We start from the raw sequence: 20,716 nt of genomic DNA on the forward strand, positions 1-20,716 counted from the left end.
GTTCTCGACGCGGCGGTACGGGGTCTCGATGAACCCGAACGAGTTGATGCGCGCGAAGGTCGCGAGCGATCCGATCAGACCGATGTTCGGGCCTTCAGGGGTCTCGATGGGGCACATGCGACCGTAGTGCGACGGGTGGACGTCGCGGACCTCGACGCCGGCGCGGTCACGCGAGAGACCGCCGGGGCCCAGTGCCGACAGGCGGCGCTTGTGGGTCAGACCCGCGAGCGGGTTGTTCTGGTCCATGAACTGCGACAGCTGCGAGGTTCCGAAGAACTCCTTGATCGCGGCGACGACGGGGCGCACGTTGATCAGGGTCTGCGGGGTGATCGCCTCGATGTCCTGCGTGGTCATGCGCTCGCGGACGACGCGCTCCATGCGGGAAAGACCGGTGCGGACCTGGTTCTGGATGAGCTCGCCGACAGCGCGGATGCGACGGTTGCCGAAGTTGTCGATGTCGTCGGTCGCGATGCGGATCTCGGCCTTCTTGCCGCTGCGCAGACCCTCGAAGGTCTCGTCGCCGCGGTGCAGACGCACCAGGTACTTGATGGTCGCCACGATGTCTTCGACGGTGAGAACCGACGAGTCCAGCGGCTGGTTCAGGCCCAGCTTCTGGTTGATCTTGTACCGGCCGACCTTGGCGAGGTCGTAGCGCTTGGCGTTGAAGTAGAAGTTGTCCAGCAGCGCGCGGGCGGCCTCGGCGGCGACCTGCTCGCCCGGACGGAGCTTGCGGTAGATGTCGCGAAGCGCGTCTTCCTTGGTGAGGATGGTGTCCTTGGCCAGGGTCTCCTCGATGGAGGGGAAGCCGGCGAACTCGGAGAGGATCTCCTCGCTGGTCATGCCGAGTGCCTTGAGGAACACAGTGACCGACTGCTTGCGCTTGCGGTCGATGCGCACGCCGACCTGGTCGCGCTTGTCGATCTCGAACTCGAGCCAGGCGCCGCGGCTCGGGATCACGCGGGCCGAGACGATGTCCTTGTCGGACGTCTTGTCGGGCGTCTTGTCGAAGTAGACACCCGGCGAGCGCACGAGCTGCGAGACGACGACACGCTCGGTGCCGTTGATGATGAAGGTTCCCTTGCTGGTCTGCAGCGGGAAGTCGCCCATGAAGACGGTCTGCGTCTTGATCTCACCGGTCTGGTGGTTCATGAACTCGGCCTCGACGTAGAGCGGGGCGGCGTAGGTCTTGCCGCGCTCCTTGCACTCGTCGATCGAGTACTTCTCCGGCTCGAGGTACGGGTTGGTGAAGCTCAGCTGCATCGTCTCGCTGAGGTCTTCGATCGGAGAGATCTCCTCGAAGATCTCCTCCAGACCGCTGTACTCGTTGAGGTCCTTGCGGCCGGCCTTCTTGCCCTCGGCGAGACGTGCCTTCCAGGTGTCGTTGCCGACGAGCCAGTCGAAAGACTCCGTCTGCAGCGCGAGAAGGTCAGGGACCGTCAGCGTGTCGGAGATCTGGGCGAACGAAAGACGGGATGCTCCGCGTCCGTTCTTGTTGGTGGTGGATGTGGATGCGTTGGGAGCAGCAGCCAAGGGAATAACCTCCGTGAGCCCCGCAGGGCTTCTCGATTCCTTTGTCGTCAGGTGGAGTGCGCACTCACATGCTCAACATCTGCCGACCACCATATGAGGGCAGGGAGATAGGAGGCGCAAGGAACAACTATACGACAGAATTCACGACATGGCAAGCGGAATCCTTGACCAATGCCGGATGCTGCGGTAAAAGCCCCTACGAGACTGCATTCCGCGGATGAGACCCCGCGGAATCCGGGGAAACTCATCCGCGAAATGCAGCCTCGGGGTCAGGAGGCGATGTTCAGCTCGTTGCCGGGGATCGAGGCCAGGAGGCGGCGCGTGTACGGGTCGCGCGGGTTCGTGAAGATCTCCTCGCTCGTCGCCGCTTCGACCAGCTCGCCGTCCTTCATCACGCACACATAGTCGCTGATCAGCCGCACCACCGCGAGATCGTGCGAGATGAACAGGTAGCTCAGCCCGTACTCGCGCTGCAGGTCGCCCAGCAGGGTCAGGATCTGGTCCTGCACGAGAACGTCCAGCGCCGAGACGGGCTCATCGCAGACGATGAGGTCGGGCGAGAGCGCGAGCGCGCGGGCGATCGCCACGCGCTGACGCTGACCGCCCGACAGCTCGGACGGGTACCGGCGCAACATCGACTGCGGCAGCGCCACGTCGTCGAGCAGTTGGCGCACGCGCGCTCGGCGCTCGGCCGCGCTCCCCCGCTTGTAGAACTCCAACGGTTCGGCGATCAGACGCTCGATCGTGAACATCGGGTTCAGACTCGAGTACGGATCCTGGAAGATCGGCTGCACACGCTGGCGGAAGTCCCTGGTCTCGGCGCGGTTGAGCTTGGCAATGTCCTTGCCCTCGTACCGGATGACGCCCGCGGTCGGTTCGAACAGTTTCAGCAGCATCCGTGCCGTCGTCGTCTTGCCCGACCCCGACTCGCCCACGATCGCGACGGTCTCGCCCCGCGGGATCGCGAGCGATACGTCCTTCACGGCGACGAAATCCTCGCCACGACCGCGCACCGGGAACGTCTTGGTCAGGTTCTCGATCTCGACGATGTTGTCGGATGCCGGTTTGTCCAGGGACGGTTTCGACTCGCCTTCGGCTCGCTCAACCCGTTTCGTCTCGTCTTCGACTCGCTCAACGACCGGCGGTACGGACGGTTCCTCCGGAGCCGAGAACTCCTCCGGGCGGAGGCGGGCGATGGCGACCGACGGGGCGGCCTTCACGAGCGACTGCGTGTACGGGTGCTGCGGATCCTCGAGGATCTGCTTCGCCGCCCCCTGCTCGACGACCTTGCCGCGGTGCATCACGATGACCCGCTCTGCACGCTCGGCGGCCAGTCCCAGGTCGTGCGTGATGAGCAGCACGGCGGTGCCGAGCTCACGCGTCATCGCGCCGATCTGGTCGAGGATCGTCTGCTGCACTGTGACGTCCAGGGCGCTGGTCGGCTCGTCGGCGATGAGCAGGCGCGGTTTGCAAGCCATCCCGATCGCGATCAGCGCGCGCTGTCGCATACCGCCCGAGAACTCGTGCGGGTACTGCTTGGCGCGCTTCGCAGCATCCGGGAGTCCCGCCGCCTCGAGCGCCTCGACGACCTTCTTCGACACGTTCTGGCGGTTTGCGAGCCCGTGCGCGAGCAGCGTCTCAGCGACCTGCGTGCCGATCTTGGCGACAGGGTTCAGATTCGACATCGGGTCCTGCGGCACGAGGCCGATATCGCGTCCGCGGATGCCGCGCAGCTCGGTCTCGGAGGCCTTCGAGATCTCGCGACCGTCCAGGCGGATGCTGCCACCGGCGATGCGCCCGCCACCGGCGAGCAGCCCGATGATCGCCATCGCGGTGGTCGACTTCCCCGAGCCCGACTCCCCCACGATCGCGACCGTCTCGCCCTCGGAGATGTCGAGGTCGACACCCTCGACGGCGTGGACGACGCCATCCATCGTGTGGAAGTCGACCGCGAGATCGCGGACGGACAGCAGCGGAGCAGACATGCTCTTCACCTCTTCGTTCATCAGCGCGCCCTCGTCCTCGGGTCCATAGATTCTCGGAGTGCCTCACCGAAGAGGGTGAAGCCGAGCGCCGTGACGGCGATGCAGATGCCGGGGAGGAACGCCAGCCACGGCGCGATCGACAGCTCGGCCTGCGCGTAGGTCAGCATCCGCCCCCATTCGGCTGTCTCGGGGCGTCCGCCGCCGAGCCCGAGGAACGACAGGGCGGCGGCGTCGATGACGGCCGTCGCGAGCGTCAGCGTCCCCTGCACGATCACGGGGCCGACCGCGTTGGGCAGCACGTGCGTCATGGTGACGCGTCCGCGGCCCAGGCCCAGCGTCTGCGCCGAGAGCACATAGTCGCTGGATCGCTGCTGCAGCATCGACGCGCGCAGCAGGCGGGCGAAGATCGGCACCTGCGAAGCACCGATGGCGATCATCACCGCGTACGGCGTCTGACCGAGGATCGCGGCGATCGAGACGGCGAGCAGCAGGTTCGGCACCGAGAGGATGATGTCGACGATGCGCATGATGAGCGTGTCGACCCAGCCCCCGAAGGTGCCCGCGAGCAGCCCCAGCAGCATGCCGCCGACGAGCCCCAACGCTGTCGAGATCACGCCCACCAGCAGCGAGGCTCGCGCACCCCAGATGAGCTTGGAGAGCACGTCGCCGCCGAACCGGTCGAGGCCCAGGGGGAACTCCGGCAGCTCACCGGGGCCGGGGATGTTCGTCGGGGTGATGTCGCGCGCACCGGGGAGTGCGGTCTCGGGGTACGGCGCGAGGAGCGGCGCGAGGACGGCGACGAGGACGAACAGCAGCACGATGACGGCGCCGATCCAGGCGGTCGGGTTGCGACGCAGCCGCCGGAAGACGTCGCTCCAGAAGCCGCCACCGCCGTCCTTCAGGTCGGTCTGCAGCATGGTGGCGGTATCGAGGGTGCCACCCTGTGCCGGGGGAAGAGGAATACTCATTGGACCCTCACTCTCGGGTCGATCAGGCTGTATGACACATCCACGGCGAGGTTGATCAGCGCATACGCGATCGCGATGAAGATGATGAATCCCTGCAGCACGGGGAAGTCGCGGGTGAAGATCGCCCGCGCCAGGAACGAACCGATTCCCGGATAGGCGAACACGGTCTCGGTCAGCACCGCGCCCGAAATCAGCAGCCCCGTCTGCAGGCCGATCGTCGTGACGACCGGAAGAAGCGCGTTTCGCAGGATGAATCGGCCGCGCAGGGTCGAGCTGGAGACGCCCTTGGCCCGGCCGGTGCGCACGTAATCGGCGTTCTGCACTTCGAGCACACTGGCCCTGGTGATGCGGACGATGATCGCCAACGGGATCGTGCCCAGCGCCAACGCCGGCAGGATCAGGTGCACGATGGCATCCCACGACGCATCGAACTCGCCGGTGATGATGCCGTCCCAGACATAGAACCCGGTCGGATGGGTGGCGTCTATTCGCGGGTTCTGTCGGCCGTCGGCAGGCAGCCAGCCCAACTGCACCGCGAAGATGTACTTCAAGATGAACGCCAGGAAGAACACCGGGATCGTGATCCCGACCAGGCTCAGGATGACCGAGGCGTGGTCGCTGAACTTTCCGTGCCGGCGGGCGGCCCAGTAGCCCAGCGGGATGCCGATGCCGACCGCGATGATCAGCGCGGCGACCGACAGCTCGATGGTCGCCGGGAAGCGGCGGAAGAACTCCTCCGTGACCGGACGGTTCGTCTGGATCGAGGTGCCGAAGTCGCCCTGCAGCAGCCGGCCGATCCAGACGAAGTACTGCTCGATGAGGGGTCTGTCGAAGCCGTAGAGCTTGTTGACCCGTTCGATCGCGTCCGGCGTCGCCTTCTCGCCGAGAAGGGCCACGGCGGGTCCGCCCGGGAGGGCGCGGACCCAGGCGAACAGCAGGATGCTCAGACCGAAGAGGGTGGGGATGAGGAACAGCAGTCGCCTGCCGATGGTGCGCAGCAAGGGGTACTCCGTCTATTGCGGGGCGGCGCCGTACCCCTCCGACGCTCGGCGTTCGGAGGGGTACGGCCGCGTCGACCCTTACTTCGTGAGGACGATCTCGTTGAAGACCTCGTCGTTCACCGGGCTCGCCGGGAAGCTCTCGACCCGCGGGTCGAAGGCCAGCGTAGGAGCCGGGTGCGCGAGAGGTACGCCGGGGATGAACTCCGCAACCATCTCGTTGATGTCCTGGTACAGCACGGTCTGCTCGTCGAGGTCTGCCGTGCCGCGCGCCTCGGCGAGAGCGCTGAACAGCTCGGGGTTGTCGAAGCCCCACTCTCCGCTCTTCGCTCCGAAGAAGACGCCGACGAAATTGTCGGTGTCGTTGTAGTCACCCGTCCAGCCCAGCAGGTGAATGCCGTGGTCGGCGGTGCCGGTGGTGCGGTCGACGTATTCGACCCACTCCTCCGAGACCGGGGTGGTCTCCACGCCGACCTCGGCGAGCTGCGACGACAGCACGGTGAAGATCTGCTCGGGGTCCGGCATGTACGGCCGCGAGACGTTGACCGGGTAGTTGAAGTCCAGCGTCAGCGGGTTCGACTCGTCGTAACCGGCCTCGGCCAGCAGCGACTTCGCCTTCTCGACGTCGTACTCGTAGGTGGTGACGTCTTCGTTGTAGCCGTTGACGCTGTCGGGGATGAACTGCGTCGCTTTCTCCGTGCCCTCCGGCAGCACCTGGCTGATCAGCGCATCCTTGTCGATCGCGTACGAGAGCGCCTCGCGCACCTTCGGGTCCTGCAGCTCGGGGAGCTGCTGGTTGAAGGCCAGGTAGAGGATCGTGAACGGGGGCCGCGAGACCATGGTGAAGCCGTCCTCTTCGAGGGCGGCGGTGTCGGCCGGTCCGACGAGGTCGTAGCCGTCGATGTCGCCCGCCTCGAGGGACTGGCGGCGGGCGGTCGGGTCGTCGATGGTGCGGAAGATGATCTCATCGATCTGGCCCTTCTCACCCCAGTACTCGTCGTAGTAGTTCAGAGTGAGCTGCTCGCCGCGGCTCCACTCGCCGAGCTGGAACGGGCCGGTACCGGCAGGGTGCGCCTCGGCGTACTCGGACATCTCCGGGGCCTCGGCAGAACCGCCGACCTCGTCAGCGCCGAACTCGCTCATCGCGGCCGGGCTCTGCATGGCGAATGCGGGGAGCGACAGGGCCGGGATGAAGCCGGCGAACGGCTTGTTCAGGTCGATGGTGACGGAGTACTCGCCGTCGGGCGTGCACGACTTGTAGACGGCGTCCTCCGGGCTGTCGGCGTAGCCGTGGAAGAGCTTGTTGTAGTAGTAGCCGAATGCTTCGGATGCGGCCAGGCCCGTCCAGTTGTACCAGCGGTCGAAGTTGGCGCAGACGGCCTCAGCGTCGAACGGGGTGCCGTCATGGAAGGTGACGTCCTCTTTCAGAGCGAACGTGTGCGACATGCCGTCCTCGGCAGACTCCCACGATTCTGCGAGCAGCGGCGCCGGGTCGGCGGTGCCGGGCTCCGTGCCCACGAGACCCTCGAAGATCTGCCGCGAGACGCGGAAGGTCTCGCCGTCCTGCGCGAACGCGGGGTCGAGGGACGCCGGGTCGGACGACGCGGCGAACACGAACGTGCTGTCGACGTCGCCTCCACCGTCTCCGGAGTCGTCGCCGCGCTCGCTGGCGACGCAGCCCGCGAGCAGCATCGCTGCGATCGCGGTGCCGGTGACGGCGATGAGTCCTCGTCGCCTGCGCATAGATGTGGTGATCATGCTGTGTACCTTCCCTGTTGGGGCGCTTCCTTGCGCGTGCGTGGAGCATCGTTGCTCCCGTGACACACGTGATGCATTGACGCTACCCAGCCCGCTCCCGGAATCCAAACGCATCCGTGTTGCGATCCGGTATCAGCTCTGTAACGCTCGTGTACCCGTTGTCAGACGGAGAGGATGAGGGTGCGGGCGGCCTCGGCGCCGACGCGGCTGGCCGCGCCGACCTCGACGACGGGCAGGGGCAGTGGATGCTGCACAGCGAGCCCCGCGTTCACCACCACCGCATGCGGATCGCGGGCGGCTGCGCGCTCGACGAGGGCGCGCTGGCCGGCATTCACATCGGGGCGGTCGATGAGCAGCACGAGCCGCCCGTCCGCGGCGATCGCCGCGTTCAGCGCAGCATCCTGTTCCGTCTCGGTCGCCAGTGCGACGTCGAGCCGCACGCGGAACCCGTCGCCGGCGAGCGCCTCGGAGACGTAGGCAGCGGCGCTGTCGACGGCGAGCGTCGAACTCTGGCGGGCGTCGAGGACGGCAAGGGCGGATGCCGCAGCATCCGAGCCCGCCGCGCGCAGGTCCCCGGTCACCCGCAGCGCACGACCGACGATCGCAGCACTGTCGAACGGCGGAGTATCCGCGGGGGTCGCCGCGGCGAGCCGAGCGGCCAGCGCCCGCACGCGATCGCGCGCCTGCTCGACCCGCTCGCGGGGGAGCGACCCATCGCGCAACGCAGCGACGACGGCCTCACGAGCCGAGAGGAAGTCCTGCTCGTCCTGGTCGGATGCCGTGCCGTCACCCGGATTCGTCGGGTTCCCGACGCACAGCAGATCCGCACCGGCGGCGAGAGCCTGCACAGCACCGCCCCCGATGCCGACCGACTCACGGATGGCGGCCATATCGAGCGCATCGGTGATGATGACCCCCTCGAAGCCCATCTCGCGCAACCGGCCGAGCACGGCGGGGTTCAGCGTCGAGGGCTGCTCGCCCCACGCCGGAACGACGATGTGCGCAGTCATGATGGTGTCCACGCCCGCGGCGATCGCGGCACGGAACGGCTCGAGGTGCACGTCTTCGATCTCATGCGGATCGAGCGTGATCACCGGCAGCGCGAGGTGCGAGTCGAGATGGGTGTCGCCGTGGCCGGGGAAGTGCTTGACGCACGCGGCCACTCCCCCGTGCTCCACCCCTCGGACAACGGCTGCGACGTGGCGGGAGACGAGCCCGGCATCCGCCCCGAACGACCGCACGCCGATGACGGGGTTGCGCGGATCAGTGTTGACGTCGGCGACAGGGCCGAGCACGATGTCGACGCCAACCGTACGGGCGCGGCGGGCGAGTTCGGCCCCGGTGGCCTGGCTGGCGGCGACGTCGTCGAGGGCTCCGAGCTGGGCGGGTCCGGGCAGCGTGGATCCGGTCGCGACCTCGAGACGCGTGACGCTGCCGCCCTCCTCGTCGATGCCGATCAGGGCGTGCGGGTTCGTCGCGTGGATCTGTGCACTCAGCGCGGCGAGGTCGTCGGTGACGTTCTGCCCGAAGTAGACGACGCCCGCGAGGTCCTGCTCAAGGGCCTCGCGCAGCCAGACGGGTGCGCCGTCGCCCTCGAGAGTCGTACCGAAGAACCCGGGCCACAGCACGCTGTTGGCCAGCCGGGTCAGTTCGTCCGTCATCCCTTCACCGCGCCTGACGTCATGCCGCTCGCCAAGCGGCGCTGCACGATCACGAAGAAGATCATGACCGGGATCGTGATGATCGTGGACGCCGCCATGATGCTGCCCCAGTCGTTCGAGTGCAGACCGAAGAACGACCTCAGACCGATCGCGACGGTGTACTGATCGGTGGCGCCGCCGAGCATCGTCATCGCGAAGATGAACTCGTTCCAGGCGGTGATGAAGCTGAAGATCGACGTGGCGACCAGGCCGGGCATCACCAGCGGCAGCAGCACCGAGCGGAACATGCGCCACCAGCTCGCGCCGTCGAGGTATGCGGCCTCTTCGAGTTCGACGGGTACGGCGGCGACGAAGCCGCGCAGCATCCAGATGCCGAACGCGAGCGAGAGGGCGATGTAGACGATCATCAGGCCGATGATGCTGTTGAGCAGCCCCAGGCTCCGCACCTGCAGGAACAGCGGGATCACCAGGGCCTCCAGCGGCACCATCTGCACGATGAGGATGAGCATGAGGATCATCGTGCGGAACTTGAACTTGAAGCGCGCGACAGCAACGGCCGCGAGTAGGCACACCAGGGCGCTGACCAGCACGGTCACGAGCGCCACGATGGCCGAGTTGCGCAGGAAGGTGCCGAACCCTCCCTCATTGAAGACGAACACGAAGTGGTCGAGCGTGAACTCCTCGGGGATGAACGAGCGGCCGCCGCTGGAGGCGTTCGCGTCGAACGCGCTGGAGACCATCCAGTACGCCGGGAACAGCGTGAACGCCAGAACGACGGCGACGCCGAAGCCGAGGCCGAGGCGCGAGAGGACGGACTTCTTGGGGTTCACAGTTCGTCCTCCTTCATGAGCGAGCGGATGTACACGATCGTCACGCCGATCAGCACGAGGGTGAGCAGCACGGCGAGTGCCGCGCCGAAGCCGTAGCGGTTCTGGCCGAAGGATTCGACGTACGACCAGACCCCGAGGTTGAGCACGGAGCGGTTCGAGCCCGCGCCGCCGGGCATCAGGTAGACCTGCGCGAACACCTTGAAGTCCCAGATGGTCGACAGGATGATCACGACCGCGAAGACAGGACGCAGGGTCGGGAAGACGATCTGCCAGAAGCGGCGCCAGGGGCCCGCGCCGTCCATGGCTGCGGCCTCGAGCATCTCTTTCGAGACGCCGAGGAGACCCGCGAGCACCGTGATGGCGACGAACGGGAACCCGTGGTGGACGACGTTCAGCAGCACGATCGCGTAGAACGACCACTGGTTCGTGAACCAGTTGACCGAGCCGTCGATCAGGCCCAGGTTCTGCAGCACGTCGTTGAAGATGCCGCGATCGGCATCGAAGATGAAGGTCCAGACGTAGGTGCCGGTGACCGCGGGCATCGCCCACGCGATCATGATGCAGCTCGAGACGATGAGCCGCCAGGTCTTGCCCAAGCGCTGCAGCAGCAGGGCGATGAGTGTGCCGACGGCAACCGTGAAGAACACGGCGAGGATCGCGAAGCCGACGGTGTTCGGCAGGACGATGGTCCACAGCGTCGGGTCGGTGAGTGCCTCGACGTAGTTGTCGAAGCCGATCCAGTTGTACTCGCCGGTGTTGATCTCGCGCAGACCGTAGTCCTGCAGCGAGTAGATGACCACCTGTACGAGCGGCCACAGCATCAGCACCGCGAGGATGGTGAGGCCCGGCGCCAGCAGCAGCCAGGGCCGCGACTTGGCGAGCAGGGTGAACCGATTGGATCGGCGGCCGCCGGCCACGGAGGCGGGGGGTTTCCCCGCCTCCGTGGGTTTCGGCAGCGGTGCGTGCACCGTCGACATCAAGGAATACTGCCTAACTCGTCGTTACTGGTTGAGCAGTTCGGTCATCTCGGCTGCGGCATCCTTCGTCGCCGTGGCGACGTCCTTCTGCCCGCCGAGGATCGACTGCATCATCGCGCTCGTGGTCTTCTTCGCCTGGACGGCGCCGAAGTTCGGCGTCACCGGCACGGATGCACCGCCCTCGACCATCTGCTCGGCGAACGGCGCGACCAGCGGATCGGTCGAGGTCAGTGCCTCTTCCATCGCTGAGGCTACACCGGGGAAGTAACCGGTCTGCGATGCCCACTTCTCGGCGAACTCGCCGGTGGTCATCATCTTGGTGAACTCCCACGCGAGGTCGGCGTTCTCGGTGTTGTTGAAGACCGAGAGGTGCGAGCCGCCGAGCACCGACGGGGCGATTCCGCCGTCCTTGCCCGGGATGACTGCCGCGCCGATCTTGCCCTCGAGTTCGGGGCCGGCCTCGACGAGCGAAGCAGGAGTCCACGAGCCCGACAGCATCATCGCGACGTTGCCCTGCGCGAAGTTGTCGCTGAGGTCGGTCTCCTTCCAGGTGGTCGCACCCGCGGAGGAGAAGCCGTGCTCGGTGGCCAGGTCGGTGTAGAACTGGATGCCCTCCTGCGCCGCGGCGCTGTCGAGCTCGCTCGTCCATTCGCCGCCGTCCTCGGTGGCGATCTCGCCGTCGGCGCCCCAGACCCAGGGGTAGACCTGGAACTCGGCGTCGCCGGGAACAGGGAAGGCCATCATTTCGGGGTAGGCCTCCTTGATGGCCTCGCCCGCGGTGATGATGTCGTCCCAGCTGGTGGGGGCTTCCAGCCCGAGCTCCTCGAAGATGTCGGTGCGGTAGACCAGCGAGCGGACACCGGCGTACCACGGCATGCCGTAGAGCTCTTCGTCGTACGTTCCGGCGACCTCGAGACCCTCGACGAGGTCATCGCGGAGCCCGTCCTCGGCGTCGACGTACTCGTCGAGCGGGAGCAGCGCGCCGGCATCGGCGAATTCCGCCGTCCAGGTCGTGCCGGTCTCGGCGACGTCAGGGGTGGTGCCGCCGGCGATCGACGTCACGAAACGGTCGTGCGCGTCGGCCCACTGGACCTCTTCGATCTCGACCTTGGCGCCGGTCTCTTCCTCGAACGCCGCGGAGACCTCGTCGTAGAACGCGGTGGCGTCGGGGTTGGTGCCCTTCATGATCCAGACGCTGAGGGTCTGCCCCTCGCCGTCGGTGCCGTTGTCGCTGCCGCCGCCTGCGCAGCCGGCCAGGGCCAGCGATGCCGTGACGCCCAGTGCCACAATCGGAAGAATGCGCTTCTTCATCAGGTGAATCTCCTCATTGAAAACTGCCTTCGGCCACTACGGTTGCATGCCGACTCCGAAAAAGTATTTACCACTAACAAAATATTTGCAACTCGGGCGAGCGATCGTCACAGACCTGTAACACGGCTCCAGACTCGTGCGGCCAGTAGGCTCAGCGCGTGGGAAGAAGCCGGTCCAAGGATGAGTCGCACCCCGAGGTGCGCCTCGATCACGGCGGCATCGCGAGCGTCGTCCCCTCAGAGTTCACGACGGGGTACGAGCTCGTCGTCGACGGCACCCCGCAGTCGCACGTCGATCTCGATGATCCGACGCACCTGCATTTCGAGTACGTCGTGCGGATCGGCGCGGTGCTCGACCAGCTCGCAGCGCCCGGTGCGCCGCTCACCGCCGTGCATCTGGGCGCCGGTGCGCTGACGATCCCCCGGTACATCGAGGCGACCCGGCCGGGTTCGCGGCAGCAGGTTATCGAGCTGGAGACGCAGCTGGTCGCTCTGGTGCGCGAACAGCTGCCCCTGCCGCGGGGAGCGTCGATCCGCATCCGGATCGGAGATGCGCGCGCCGGCATCGGCCGTCTTCCGGGAGCGCTCGTCGGAAACTGCGACGTGATCGTCTCCGATGTGTACTCCGGCGCGCAGACCCCCGCGCACCTGACCAGCGCCGAGTTCTACCGCGAGCTTTCGACGCTCCTCTCCCCTGCCGGCGTGCTGCTCGTCAACGTCGCCGACGGCCCCGGCCTCGCGTTCGCGCGGCGGCAGGTCGCCACCATCGCGCACGTGCTGCCGGAGGTCGCACTGCTCGCGGACACGCAGGTGCTCAAGGGCCGCCGGTTCGGGAACCTCGTGATCGCGGCATCCGCCTCTCCCCTGCCGACCGACTGGCTGCCGCGGATGCTGGCGGCCGGCCCCCACCCGGCGAAGATCGCCCAGGGATCCGAGGTCACCGCCTTCGCCCAGGGTGCGCGCATCGTCACGGATGCGGATGCCGTGGCATCCCCGAAGCCCGACTCGTCGCTCTTCCTGCGCTGAAATCAGGTTGCGGGGCGTGCCGAGCCCCGGCCGACCGATCTCGGAGGCAGACTGAGGATGCTGCGAGAGGAGAGCACGTGGGTTACATCAGGGGTTACGACTCGGAGACTCTTCGCGAGCAGGTCGATCAGGTCGAGTGCGCCCAGCGTCTGGCCGAGATCGAGGAGCAGCGGAGTCTGCCCGCTCTGCTCGAGCGCGTCTGGCTGTTGAAGGTGCTGGAGCGGCTCGAGGAAGCGCTGGCATTGTCGGATGAGTCCGTGCGGGTGGCGCGGATGGCCGGCACACGCAAGGACGTGCTGCGCTCGCGGGTGCTGCACGCGACGATCCTGCAGTATCGCGGGGCGCATGCGGCCGCAGATCAGGAGCTCGCGACGTGCGCCACCGAGGCCGAAGGGCAGGGGTGGGCCGGAATCGCCGCGTTCGCGTACCAGCACCAAGGCCGCAACGCCTTCGAGTGGGGCGACTTCGAGCTGGCGCGGGAGAGCTTCAAGCAGGCGCTGTTCCTGCGCCGCGAGGCGGGGGCTCCAGATGCCGAGCTCGAGACCGTGCTGCTTGCGATCGAGGCGTCTGAGCGACGGCGCAGCGGGCAGCTCATCTCCGGTTGAGCGCGATGTCTGCGGTCTCCTCTAACGTGGGCCCATGGCCGAGTTGAACCGTGTGCGCGTCTGGGCAGATGCGCTGATCCGCATGCACCTCGATGAGTCGTGGTCCTTCGGCTTCGACAACGCCAAACGCCGCGCCGGGCAGTGCGACTTCCGCACGAAGCGGATCACCGTTTCGCGCTATCTCGCCGCCCGCTTCGAAGACGACGAGATCCATCAGGTGCTGCTGCACGAAGTCGCCCACGCCCTCGCCGGTCATCGCGCCGCCCACGGTCCGTCGTGGCGGCGGATCGCCCGCGAGGTCGGCTATGTCGGCGGCACCACGCACCACGGCGAGACCGCCGAAGAGCTCGCCCCCTGGGTCGGCACCTGTCCTGCCGGGCACATCTCGTACCGGCATCGTCGCCCGAGCCGGCCGACCTCATGCGCGAAGTGCTCGAAGACGTTCGACCCGCAGTACGCGTTCGCCTGGGTGCGGCGCGAGATCAGTCCGGCGGTCAAGCTCGCCGCGCGGACCCCGCGGTGAGTGAGGCTTCGACTCGTCGCTTGCGCTCCTCGCTCAGCCCGTTTCTTCTCGCTCCGCTCGCTCAACGCCCGGCAACGCCAGCCGCTCGCTCAACGCCCGGCAACGTCAGCCGCTCGCTCAACCCCCGGCAACGTCAGCCGCTCGCTCAACCCCCGGTTGCCCCTGCGGGGCGTTGAGCGAAGGGCGAAGCCCGAAGTCGAAACGGGTTGAGCGAGCCGCAGGCGAGTCGAAACCAAGCCCACGCCCCACACCCTCACGCGAACGCCGCGAACTCGCCGTCCTCCAGCGTCGGCACCACCTCGGTCGCGTCGACCTCGGCGGCCGCCGCGGCCGTGGTCGGAACCACCCCCGCCGCTTCCATGCGCCCGGTCGCCCAGGCTCCCTCGGCGATCTCCTTCGCCGATCCGGATGCTGTCAGCAGGTGCCGCATCGCCCGGCGCAGCCCCCGCGCCGACTCGCACGCGGCCGCGGCCTCTGGTGAGGTGTGATCGGCGCCGAGGTCGCTGAGCGCGGCGATGATCGTGCCCGCGCCGAGCAGGTCTTCGACGGCGAAGCGGAGGTCACCGGCATCCGTCAGCTCGCCCGCGGCGATCACGTTCACTGAAGTGCGCTGCTGGCGGCGGCTCTGGATCTCCAACGCCGTGCGTGCGACAGCCGAGGCGTTGCGGAGCGACCCGATAAGCACGGTCGACTCCCCCGCGGCGGCCGCGACGGCGGGGCCGTTGCGGGACCACGTCGCAGCATCCGTCAGCGACACCGCACGCCCGGCGGCGACGGCATCCGTCACGGTCGACGAGAAGCGGAGCACGTCGACGACCACGACGATGTCGGCCGGAGCGAGGCGCTGAAGACCGGCGACTCCCCACTCGAAACGGACCTGGTACGACGACTGATCGAACGGCTGCGGCATGCCTCCAGCCTACGGCCGCGGCACCCGCTCGTCTCACTCGACGGCGAGCGCCTCGACCGGCACGACGCGCGTCGCCAGGCGCGTCGGGGCAGCGGCTGCGACCAGCGTCAGCACCGCCGTCGCGACGACGATGACCACCACGGGCACCCACGGCACGGCCGGGGCGATGAGCCCGGCCGTCTGATCGAAGTCCGGCGGCATCTGCACCGCTCCCAGCAGCGACTGCGCGGCGATCCAGCCGTACAGCACGCCGAGCACCAGACCGGTGACCGTCGCGGTGACGGTGATGTGCAGCGCTTCGAGCAGGATCATCCTGCGCACCTGCCCGTTCGACAGCCCGATCGCCCGCAGCAGTCCGAGTTCCCGCCGCCGCTGCACGACGCCGATGGTCAGCAGGTTCACCAGGCCCACCGCCGCGATCACGGCGGAGATGCCCACGAGCACCATCATGACGGCGGCGAAGCTGTCCATGATGACCGAGAACTCCGCGCCGAGCGTGCCGCCAGCAGCCTTCGTCAACAGAGCTTTCACCGACTCCAGCGCGACGGCGAACATCGTCACGAGCGTCACGCCCATCACAACACCGATCGCCATGCGGCTGGAGCGCTCCGGGTACCGGTGGGCGTTCTCCGCCGCCAGTTTCGCGGTCGCCGAGCGCCCGAACAGCCGTCCCACCAGGCGCAGCAGCGGCGGCATGACGAGCACGGCCGCAAGCGAGATGCCCGTGAACGACAGCAGTCCGCCGAAGAACGACACGACCACACCGAGCGGCGTGACGAGCCCCACGAGTACACCGAACACGAGCAGCGCCGCGCCAGCGATCACCAACAGCAGGGCGCCGACGTGCCGCGCGGGGTGTGCCGCGGCATCCTCATGCGATCGCTCGACCGAGCCGCCGATCGCCTGCAGCGGCGTCACCGACAGCACCCGACGCGATCCGCTCCACGCGGCCGCCCAGGTGGTGAGTGCGACGCCGACGGCCGGGATCAGGATCGCCGGCTGCACGAGTGTGAACTCCGGCACGGCGCCGAGGACGCGCTCGGCGACGTACAGACCGGATGCCGCCACGAGAACGCCCGCGACGACGCCGAGGGCCGCTCCCAGCAGTCCGACGGCGAAGCCGCGACCGGCGATCTCGCTGCGCTGCGAACGTGCCGTCGCGCCGATCAGACGCATCAGCGCGATGCGGCGAGTGCGTCCGGCGACGATCGTGGAGAAGGTGTTGGCCGTGACGATCGCGGCGACGTACAGCGCCACGCCGATCAGCAGCACCGACAGGATCGCGACCACCGCCGCGAGCGTGCCGCTGTCGCCGATGTAGGGGTCGGCCTGCAGCATCGCACCGATGTATGCGGTGGCCTCGACGAGTACGACACCGAATGCCGACGAGAGAGCGGCGACGAGCACGCTGGCGCCCATCCCCCGCTCGCGCAGCCAGCCGAACCGAGGCCCTGTGGCCGTCGTCTCCGGCACGACGGTGGCGACGGCGCTCATGCTGCCACCTCCGCTGCGAGCATGTACGACGCGATCTCTTCGGCGCTCTGGCGCGGATGGTCGGCGACGATGCGACCGTCGCCGAGGAACAGCACCCGGTCGGCGTGGCTCGCCGCGATCGCGTCGTGCGTGACCATCGCGATCGACTGCCCGTGCTCGCGGCTCGCCGTGGCGAGCAGCTGCAGCACCTCGCGCCCACTGCGCGAGTCGAGGTTTCCGGTCGGCTCGTCGGCGAACACGAGATCGGGAGCCGTGGCGAGAGCGCGGGCGATGGCGACGCGCTGCTGCTGGCCGCCGGAGAGCTCGTGCGGGCGGTGGTTCAGGCGCGAAGCGAGCCCGAGCCGCTCGATGAGGCCGTCGATGCGGGCGCGCTCGATCGCGCTCGGGCGCCGGCCGTCGAGCTCGAACGGCAGCAGGATGTTGCCGAGCGCATCCAGGGTCGGCACGAGGTTGAAGGCTTGAAAGACGAACCCGACGCGACGGCGGCGCAGGATCGTCAGCTCGAGATCGCCGAGACCCGTGATGTCGGTGTCGCCGATCCAGGCGCGGCCCTCGCTGGGCGCGTCGAGCCCCGCCATGATGTGCATGAGCGTGGACTTGCCCGAGCCCGACGGTCCCATGATCGCGGTGAACTGCCCGCGACGGATGCCGACGCTGATGTCTTCGAGCGCGTTCACGGCGCTGTCACCCGCGCCGTAGGTCTTGGTGAGGTGCTGGACGCGGGCGGCGAGCCCGAGGTCGCTGGTCGTGATCTCCATGCTTCGACGTTACGAATGACGGATGCTGCGCCGCATCGCCCGTGCGGAGCATCCGCCTACATCCGAAGGATGATCTCGCGACGGCGTGACCGCCCGGTGAGACTGCATTCCGCGGATGAGACGCACCGGATTCCTGCCGATCTCGTCCGCGGAATGCAGTCTCGCGGGAGCGCGGCCGGGTCAGGCCAGGCCGTGGTCGAAGGCGAAGACGACGAGCTGAACGCGGTCGCGGAGCGAGAGCTTGGTGAGGATCCTGCTGATGTGCGTCTTCACGGTCGCCTCGCTGAGATACTCGCGCCCGGCGATCTCGGCGTTGGAGAGACCGCGAGCGGCGAGCGCGAAGATCTCCTGCTCGCGCTCGGTCAGCGCCGCGTACGACTCCGGCACGGGCCGGGGCTCGGGCGTGAAGTGCGCGAACAGCTCCCGCGTGGCGGATGCTGCGATCACGCTCGACCCGGAATGCACGGTGCGGATCGCCGCGAGTAGGAACTCCGGCTCGGCATCCTTCAGCAGAAATCCGCTCGCCCCCTGCCGGATCGCCCGAGCCGCCGCCTCATCCAGATCGAACGTGGTGAGCATCACGACACGCGGCGGCTCCGTCCGTGCCAGGATCTCTGCGGTTGCGGTCAGGCCGTCCATCACCGGCATCCGGATGTCCATCAGCACGACGTCCGGGCGGTGAGCGGCGACGGCATCCAGCGCCTCCTGCCCGTTACCGGCCTCGCCCGCGATCTCCATGTCGAGCTGGGAGGAGACGAGCATGCGAATGCCGGCACGGAACAGCGCCTGGTCATCGACCAGCAGAACCCGGATCATGAATCTCCTCCCGAAGCGATCGAACCAGCACTCCCGATCGGCAGTGTCGCACGAACCATGAAGTCCTCGCCCTCCTGCGCAGCGGTCAGCGTGCCGCCGATGAGCTGCGCACGTTCACGCATGCCGACGATCCCGTGACCGCCAGCGGAACCCACGACAGCGGTTCCGGCGGTGTTGCGCACCACGACGTCGACGCGGTCCGGCAGCCAGGCCAGTCGCACGTCGACGACGCTGCCGGCGCCATGGCGGATCGCGTTGGTCAGCGCTTCCTGCAGGATTCGGTAGACGGCGAGCTGCACGGCGCCCGGCGGCTCCCCCGGCGGCATCGGGTCCACGGTCACGCGGGGCTCGAGCCCGGCCTGCCGCACGTGCGCGAACAGCTCCTCGAGGTCGGCGATGGTCGGCTGCGGGCCGTCTCCCTGGCGGTGACGCAGTTGGGTGAGCAGCATCCGCACGTCAGAGAGCGCGGCGCGCGCGGTCTGCGAGACGGTGCCGAGAGTCTCGATCGCGACGTCCTGCACCGCCGGCGCGTCCGAGCGCGATGGCGCGGATGCCGCGGCATACCGTGCCCCGTCGGACTGCGCGATGATCACCGCGAGCGAGTGGGCGACGACGTCGTGCATGTCGCGGGCGATGCGCACGCGCTCCTGCTCCTCGGACGTGGCGATCTCGGCGAGCGCCTGGGCCTCGCGGGTGGCGCGCCAGCGCAGCACCATCCGCCACCCGAAGCCGCCGAGCCACGGCGCCCCGAGCGTGAGGATGCTGACGATGGCGAGCACGACGAGCGTCATGACCGTACTGGCGACCATGCCCAGCCCGACGAGTCCGTTCACGAACACGATCTGCAGCGCCGCGACGATGCCGCCCAGTACGGCCGACCCCAGCCCGATCCAGAGAATGCGCGCCGACCCCCAGGCGGCCGTGGCATACAGCACCCCGAGGATCGCGACATTGATCGGCAGCGGACCGAGGCCTGCCACCAACTGCACGATGGCACCGAGCCATGCGACGGCGAGGGCGATCCCCGGGGCGAGGCGACCGATCGCGAGCGATCCGAACTGCAGGATGCCGGCGATGATCACCGCCAGGATGCCGGCCGACTCCGCGATGGTGGCGCTCAACTGGCCCGGCGCGTAGAAGACCAGCGACATCGGGGTGAACAGCGCGAACGCCACGAACGCCATGACGATGTCGAGGACGAGCGCGGAGCGGGACAGCGGACGGATCACCCTCTCACGCTACGCGAGGGGCCCTGACGCGGCATCCGTCCGGAGATGTATCCCGGTCCTGTTCCGGCGCGGGATCCATTCAGGTGCGGCACCTCAGACGCGGGCGATGATCTCGCCGTGCGGCACGATGTACCAGCCGTCGCCGTCGTCTGCCCAGCGCCGCCACGCGGCGCTGATCTGCTCCAGCTCGCGCCGAGTGGCCATAGCGGAGTCGACCAGCTGGCGCGCGAGCGCCGATTCGAGGATGCGGTCTGCCCACATCCCACCCCACCATGCGCGCTCGGCCGGCGTCGCATAGCACCAGGTGGATGCTGTCGCCGTGACGTCCTCGAATCCCGCGGCGCGCGCCCAGGAGAGCAGACGACGGCCCGCATCGGGCTCGCCTCCGTTCGCTCGTGCGGCCTCACGGTACAGTCGCAGCCACTCGTTGAGCTCGGGCAGCATCGGAAACCAGATGAATCCGGCGTAATCGGCGTCGCGAGCCGCGACGATGCCGCCCGGCTTCGTGACCCTGCGCATCTCGCGCAGCGCCTGCACGGGGTCGGCGACATGCTGCAGCACCTGGTGGGTGTGCACGATGTCGAAGCTGTCATCGGCGAAGCTCAGCGCATGGACGTCTTCGACCGCGAAGTCGACGTTCTGCACACCCCGCTCCGCCGCGAGGCTCTGCGACAGCGCGAGCTCTGCGGTACCGATCTCGGTCGCGGTGACGTGCGCGACGCGGCCGGCGAAGTCCATAGTTATGGTGCCGGGCCCTGCCCCGACGTCGAGGAGCCGGGCCCCAGCGTGCAGATGCGGGCGCAGGTACTCCGCCGAGTTCGCGATCGTGCGGTTGGTGTGCGAACGCAGCACCGACTCGTGATGCCCGTGGGTGTAGGTCGCCATTCGTTCAGTCTCGCACCGTCACGCGCCCGCGCCTTGCCTCCCCGCTCAGCGCAGCTCGGCGGCGACCCGGCGGATGGCTTCCCGGTCGGGTTTGCCGGACGACAGGGTCGCAAGCTCGTCGACGAGGATCATCCGCGCGGGCCGGGCGGGCTTGCCGATCTCGGCGGCGACGGCCTCGCGCGCCTGCTCGAGCTGTTCGGCTTCACTGCGGCGCAGCGCCTCCCCGCGTTCCGCGACGATGACGGACGCCTCGCCCCACCGCGCATCGTCGACACCGACGATGACCGCGTTGGTCAGTCCAGGGATGCCGCGGACGATCCGCTCCACGCGGTCGAGGGAGATGTTGATGCCGCCAGAGACGATCACGTTGTCAGCGCGGCCGTGCACGCGGACGACGCCGTCTTCGACGATGCCGAGGTCACCGGTGCGATACCAGCGGATGCCGTGCTCGTC

18 protein-coding genes and 1 pseudogene are annotated in these 20,716 nt (G+C 68.1%); 3 read left to right on the forward strand and 16 right to left on the reverse strand.

Features of this window, described 5'->3' with window-relative positions; translation table 11 throughout:
- The 9 genes and pseudogenes from ACTICP_RS12990 to ACTICP_RS13030 all read right to left on the reverse strand — a co-directional run.
- Positions 1 to 1,530 (reverse strand): annotated as a pseudogene (locus tag ACTICP_RS12990) (DNA-directed RNA polymerase subunit beta); the annotation flags it as partial.
- A 269-nt stretch (positions 1,531 to 1,799) separates the two neighbouring features.
- Positions 1,800 to 3,536, reverse strand: a complete 1,737-nt coding sequence (locus ACTICP_RS12995; protein ID WP_441893006.1) for an ABC transporter ATP-binding protein — start codon at positions 3,534 to 3,536, stop codon at positions 1,800 to 1,802.
- A complete protein-coding gene (locus tag ACTICP_RS13000) occupies positions 3,536 to 4,483 on the reverse strand; it encodes an ABC transporter permease (RefSeq protein WP_441893008.1) in 948 nt (315 codons plus the stop codon). Before ACTICP_RS13000 ends, ACTICP_RS12995 begins: the two co-directional genes overlap by 1 nt.
- Positions 4,480 to 5,484 (reverse strand): ABC transporter permease, encoded by a 1,005-nt coding sequence (locus tag ACTICP_RS13005; protein WP_441893010.1) that lies wholly within the window; start codon positions 5,482 to 5,484, stop codon positions 4,480 to 4,482. Before ACTICP_RS13005 ends, ACTICP_RS13000 begins: the two co-directional genes overlap by 4 nt.
- Before the next feature lie 78 nt (positions 5,485 to 5,562).
- Positions 5,563 to 7,239, reverse strand: coding sequence for an ABC transporter substrate-binding protein (locus ACTICP_RS13010; protein ID WP_441893012.1), 1,677 nt, complete (start codon positions 7,237 to 7,239; stop codon positions 5,563 to 5,565).
- A 161-nt stretch (positions 7,240 to 7,400) separates the two neighbouring features.
- Positions 7,401 to 8,900, reverse strand: coding sequence for a glycoside hydrolase family 3 protein (locus ACTICP_RS13015; protein ID WP_441893014.1), 1,500 nt, complete (start codon positions 8,898 to 8,900; stop codon positions 7,401 to 7,403).
- Entirely contained in the window at positions 8,897 to 9,730 is an 834-nt protein-coding gene (locus ACTICP_RS13020; RefSeq protein ID WP_441893016.1) for a carbohydrate ABC transporter permease, read from the reverse strand. The genes ACTICP_RS13015 and ACTICP_RS13020 overlap by 4 nt, the downstream gene beginning before the upstream one ends.
- The gene (locus ACTICP_RS13025; RefSeq protein ID WP_441893018.1) at positions 9,727 to 10,707 is read right to left on the reverse strand and encodes a carbohydrate ABC transporter permease; all 981 of its coding nucleotides are present in this window, start codon (positions 10,705 to 10,707) and stop codon (positions 9,727 to 9,729) included. Before ACTICP_RS13025 ends, ACTICP_RS13020 begins: the two co-directional genes overlap by 4 nt.
- Positions 10,708 to 10,731: 24 nt before the next feature.
- The gene (locus ACTICP_RS13030) at positions 10,732 to 12,018 is read right to left on the reverse strand and encodes a sugar ABC transporter substrate-binding protein (RefSeq protein ID WP_441893020.1); all 1,287 of its coding nucleotides are present in this window, start codon (positions 12,016 to 12,018) and stop codon (positions 10,732 to 10,734) included.
- Between the two features lie 158 nt (positions 12,019 to 12,176).
- On the opposite strand from ACTICP_RS13030, the gene ACTICP_RS13035 reads away from it, so the two are divergent.
- From ACTICP_RS13035 to ACTICP_RS13045, 3 genes are all read left to right on the forward strand, one after another.
- Entirely contained in the window at positions 12,177 to 13,043 is an 867-nt protein-coding gene (locus tag ACTICP_RS13035) for a spermidine synthase (protein ID WP_441893022.1), read from the forward strand.
- Positions 13,044 to 13,120: 77 nt separating this feature from the next.
- Positions 13,121 to 13,648 carry a hypothetical protein gene (locus ACTICP_RS13040; protein ID WP_441893024.1) on the forward strand — a complete coding sequence of 176 codons (528 nt, stop codon included), beginning with the start codon at positions 13,121 to 13,123 and terminating at the stop codon, positions 13,646 to 13,648.
- A 34-nt stretch (positions 13,649 to 13,682) separates the two neighbouring features.
- A complete protein-coding gene (locus ACTICP_RS13045; RefSeq protein WP_441893026.1) occupies positions 13,683 to 14,171 on the forward strand; it encodes a SprT-like domain-containing protein in 489 nt (162 codons plus the stop codon).
- 253 nt (positions 14,172 to 14,424) lie between these two features.
- On the opposite strand, the gene ACTICP_RS13050 is transcribed toward ACTICP_RS13045, so the two are convergent.
- The 7 genes from ACTICP_RS13050 to ACTICP_RS13080 form a co-directional block, all read right to left on the reverse strand.
- Positions 14,425 to 15,081 (reverse strand): 2-phosphosulfolactate phosphatase, encoded by a 657-nt coding sequence (locus ACTICP_RS13050; protein ID WP_441893028.1) that lies wholly within the window; start codon positions 15,079 to 15,081, stop codon positions 14,425 to 14,427.
- A gap of 33 nt (positions 15,082 to 15,114) precedes the next feature.
- Positions 15,115 to 16,575 carry an FtsX-like permease family protein gene (locus tag ACTICP_RS13055; protein WP_441893030.1) on the reverse strand — a complete coding sequence of 487 codons (1,461 nt, stop codon included), beginning with the start codon at positions 16,573 to 16,575 and terminating at the stop codon, positions 15,115 to 15,117.
- Entirely contained in the window at positions 16,572 to 17,333 is a 762-nt protein-coding gene (locus ACTICP_RS13060) for an ABC transporter ATP-binding protein (protein WP_441893032.1), read from the reverse strand. The genes ACTICP_RS13055 and ACTICP_RS13060 overlap by 4 nt, the downstream gene beginning before the upstream one ends.
- Positions 17,334 to 17,513: 180 nt before the next feature.
- Positions 17,514 to 18,149, reverse strand: a complete 636-nt coding sequence (locus ACTICP_RS13065; RefSeq protein ID WP_441893034.1) for a response regulator — start codon at positions 18,147 to 18,149, stop codon at positions 17,514 to 17,516.
- Positions 18,146 to 19,378: a sensor histidine kinase gene (locus tag ACTICP_RS13070; protein ID WP_441893036.1), complete on the reverse strand. Its 1,233-nt coding sequence runs from the start codon at positions 19,376 to 19,378 to the stop codon at positions 18,146 to 18,148. The genes ACTICP_RS13065 and ACTICP_RS13070 overlap by 4 nt, the downstream gene beginning before the upstream one ends.
- A 93-nt stretch (positions 19,379 to 19,471) precedes the next feature.
- Complete coding sequence (locus ACTICP_RS13075; protein ID WP_441893038.1) at positions 19,472 to 20,263, reverse strand: class I SAM-dependent methyltransferase; 792 nt, start codon at positions 20,261 to 20,263, stop codon at positions 19,472 to 19,474.
- A 45-nt stretch (positions 20,264 to 20,308) separates the two neighbouring features.
- Positions 20,309 to 20,716, reverse strand: a 408-nt coding sequence (locus ACTICP_RS13080; RefSeq protein WP_441893040.1) for an AMP-binding enzyme, incomplete at its 5' end; no start/stop codon positions are given.

Origin of the sequence: Microbacterium sp., from assembly GCF_052102115.1 — a bacterium.
Classification (GTDB): Bacteria; Actinomycetota; Actinomycetes; order Actinomycetales; family Microbacteriaceae; genus Microbacterium.

Bases quoted from the DNA above. Each gene is read 5' to 3' on its own strand.
- ACTICP_RS12995 (WP_441893006.1), bottom strand. From the start codon at position 3,536: ATGAACGAAGAGGTGAAGAGCATGTCTGCTCCGCTGCTGTCCGTCCGC.
- ACTICP_RS13000 (WP_441893008.1), bottom strand. From the start codon at position 4,483: ATGAGTATTCCTCTTCCCCCGGCACAGGGTGGCACCCTCGATACCGCC.
- ACTICP_RS13010 (WP_441893012.1), bottom strand. From the start codon at position 7,239: ATGATCACCACATCTATGCGCAGGCGACGAGGACTCATCGCCGTCACC.
- ACTICP_RS13015 (WP_441893014.1), bottom strand. From the start codon at position 8,900: ATGACGGACGAACTGACCCGGCTGGCCAACAGCGTGCTGTGGCCCGGG.
- ACTICP_RS13025 (WP_441893018.1), bottom strand. From the start codon at position 10,707: ATGTCGACGGTGCACGCACCGCTGCCGAAACCCACGGAGGCGGGGAAA.
- ACTICP_RS13030 (WP_441893020.1), bottom strand. From the start codon at position 12,018: ATGAAGAAGCGCATTCTTCCGATTGTGGCACTGGGCGTCACGGCATCG.
- ACTICP_RS13045 (WP_441893026.1), top strand. From the start codon at position 13,683: ATGGCCGAGTTGAACCGTGTGCGCGTCTGGGCAGATGCGCTGATCCGC.
- ACTICP_RS13050 (WP_441893028.1), bottom strand. From the start codon at position 15,081: ATGCCGCAGCCGTTCGATCAGTCGTCGTACCAGGTCCGTTTCGAGTGG.
- ACTICP_RS13055 (WP_441893030.1), bottom strand. From the start codon at position 16,575: ATGAGCGCCGTCGCCACCGTCGTGCCGGAGACGACGGCCACAGGGCCT.
- ACTICP_RS13060 (WP_441893032.1), bottom strand. From the start codon at position 17,333: ATGGAGATCACGACCAGCGACCTCGGGCTCGCCGCCCGCGTCCAGCAC.
- ACTICP_RS13065 (WP_441893034.1), bottom strand. From the start codon at position 18,149: ATGATCCGGGTTCTGCTGGTCGATGACCAGGCGCTGTTCCGTGCCGGC.
- ACTICP_RS13075 (WP_441893038.1), bottom strand. From the start codon at position 20,263: ATGGCGACCTACACCCACGGGCATCACGAGTCGGTGCTGCGTTCGCAC.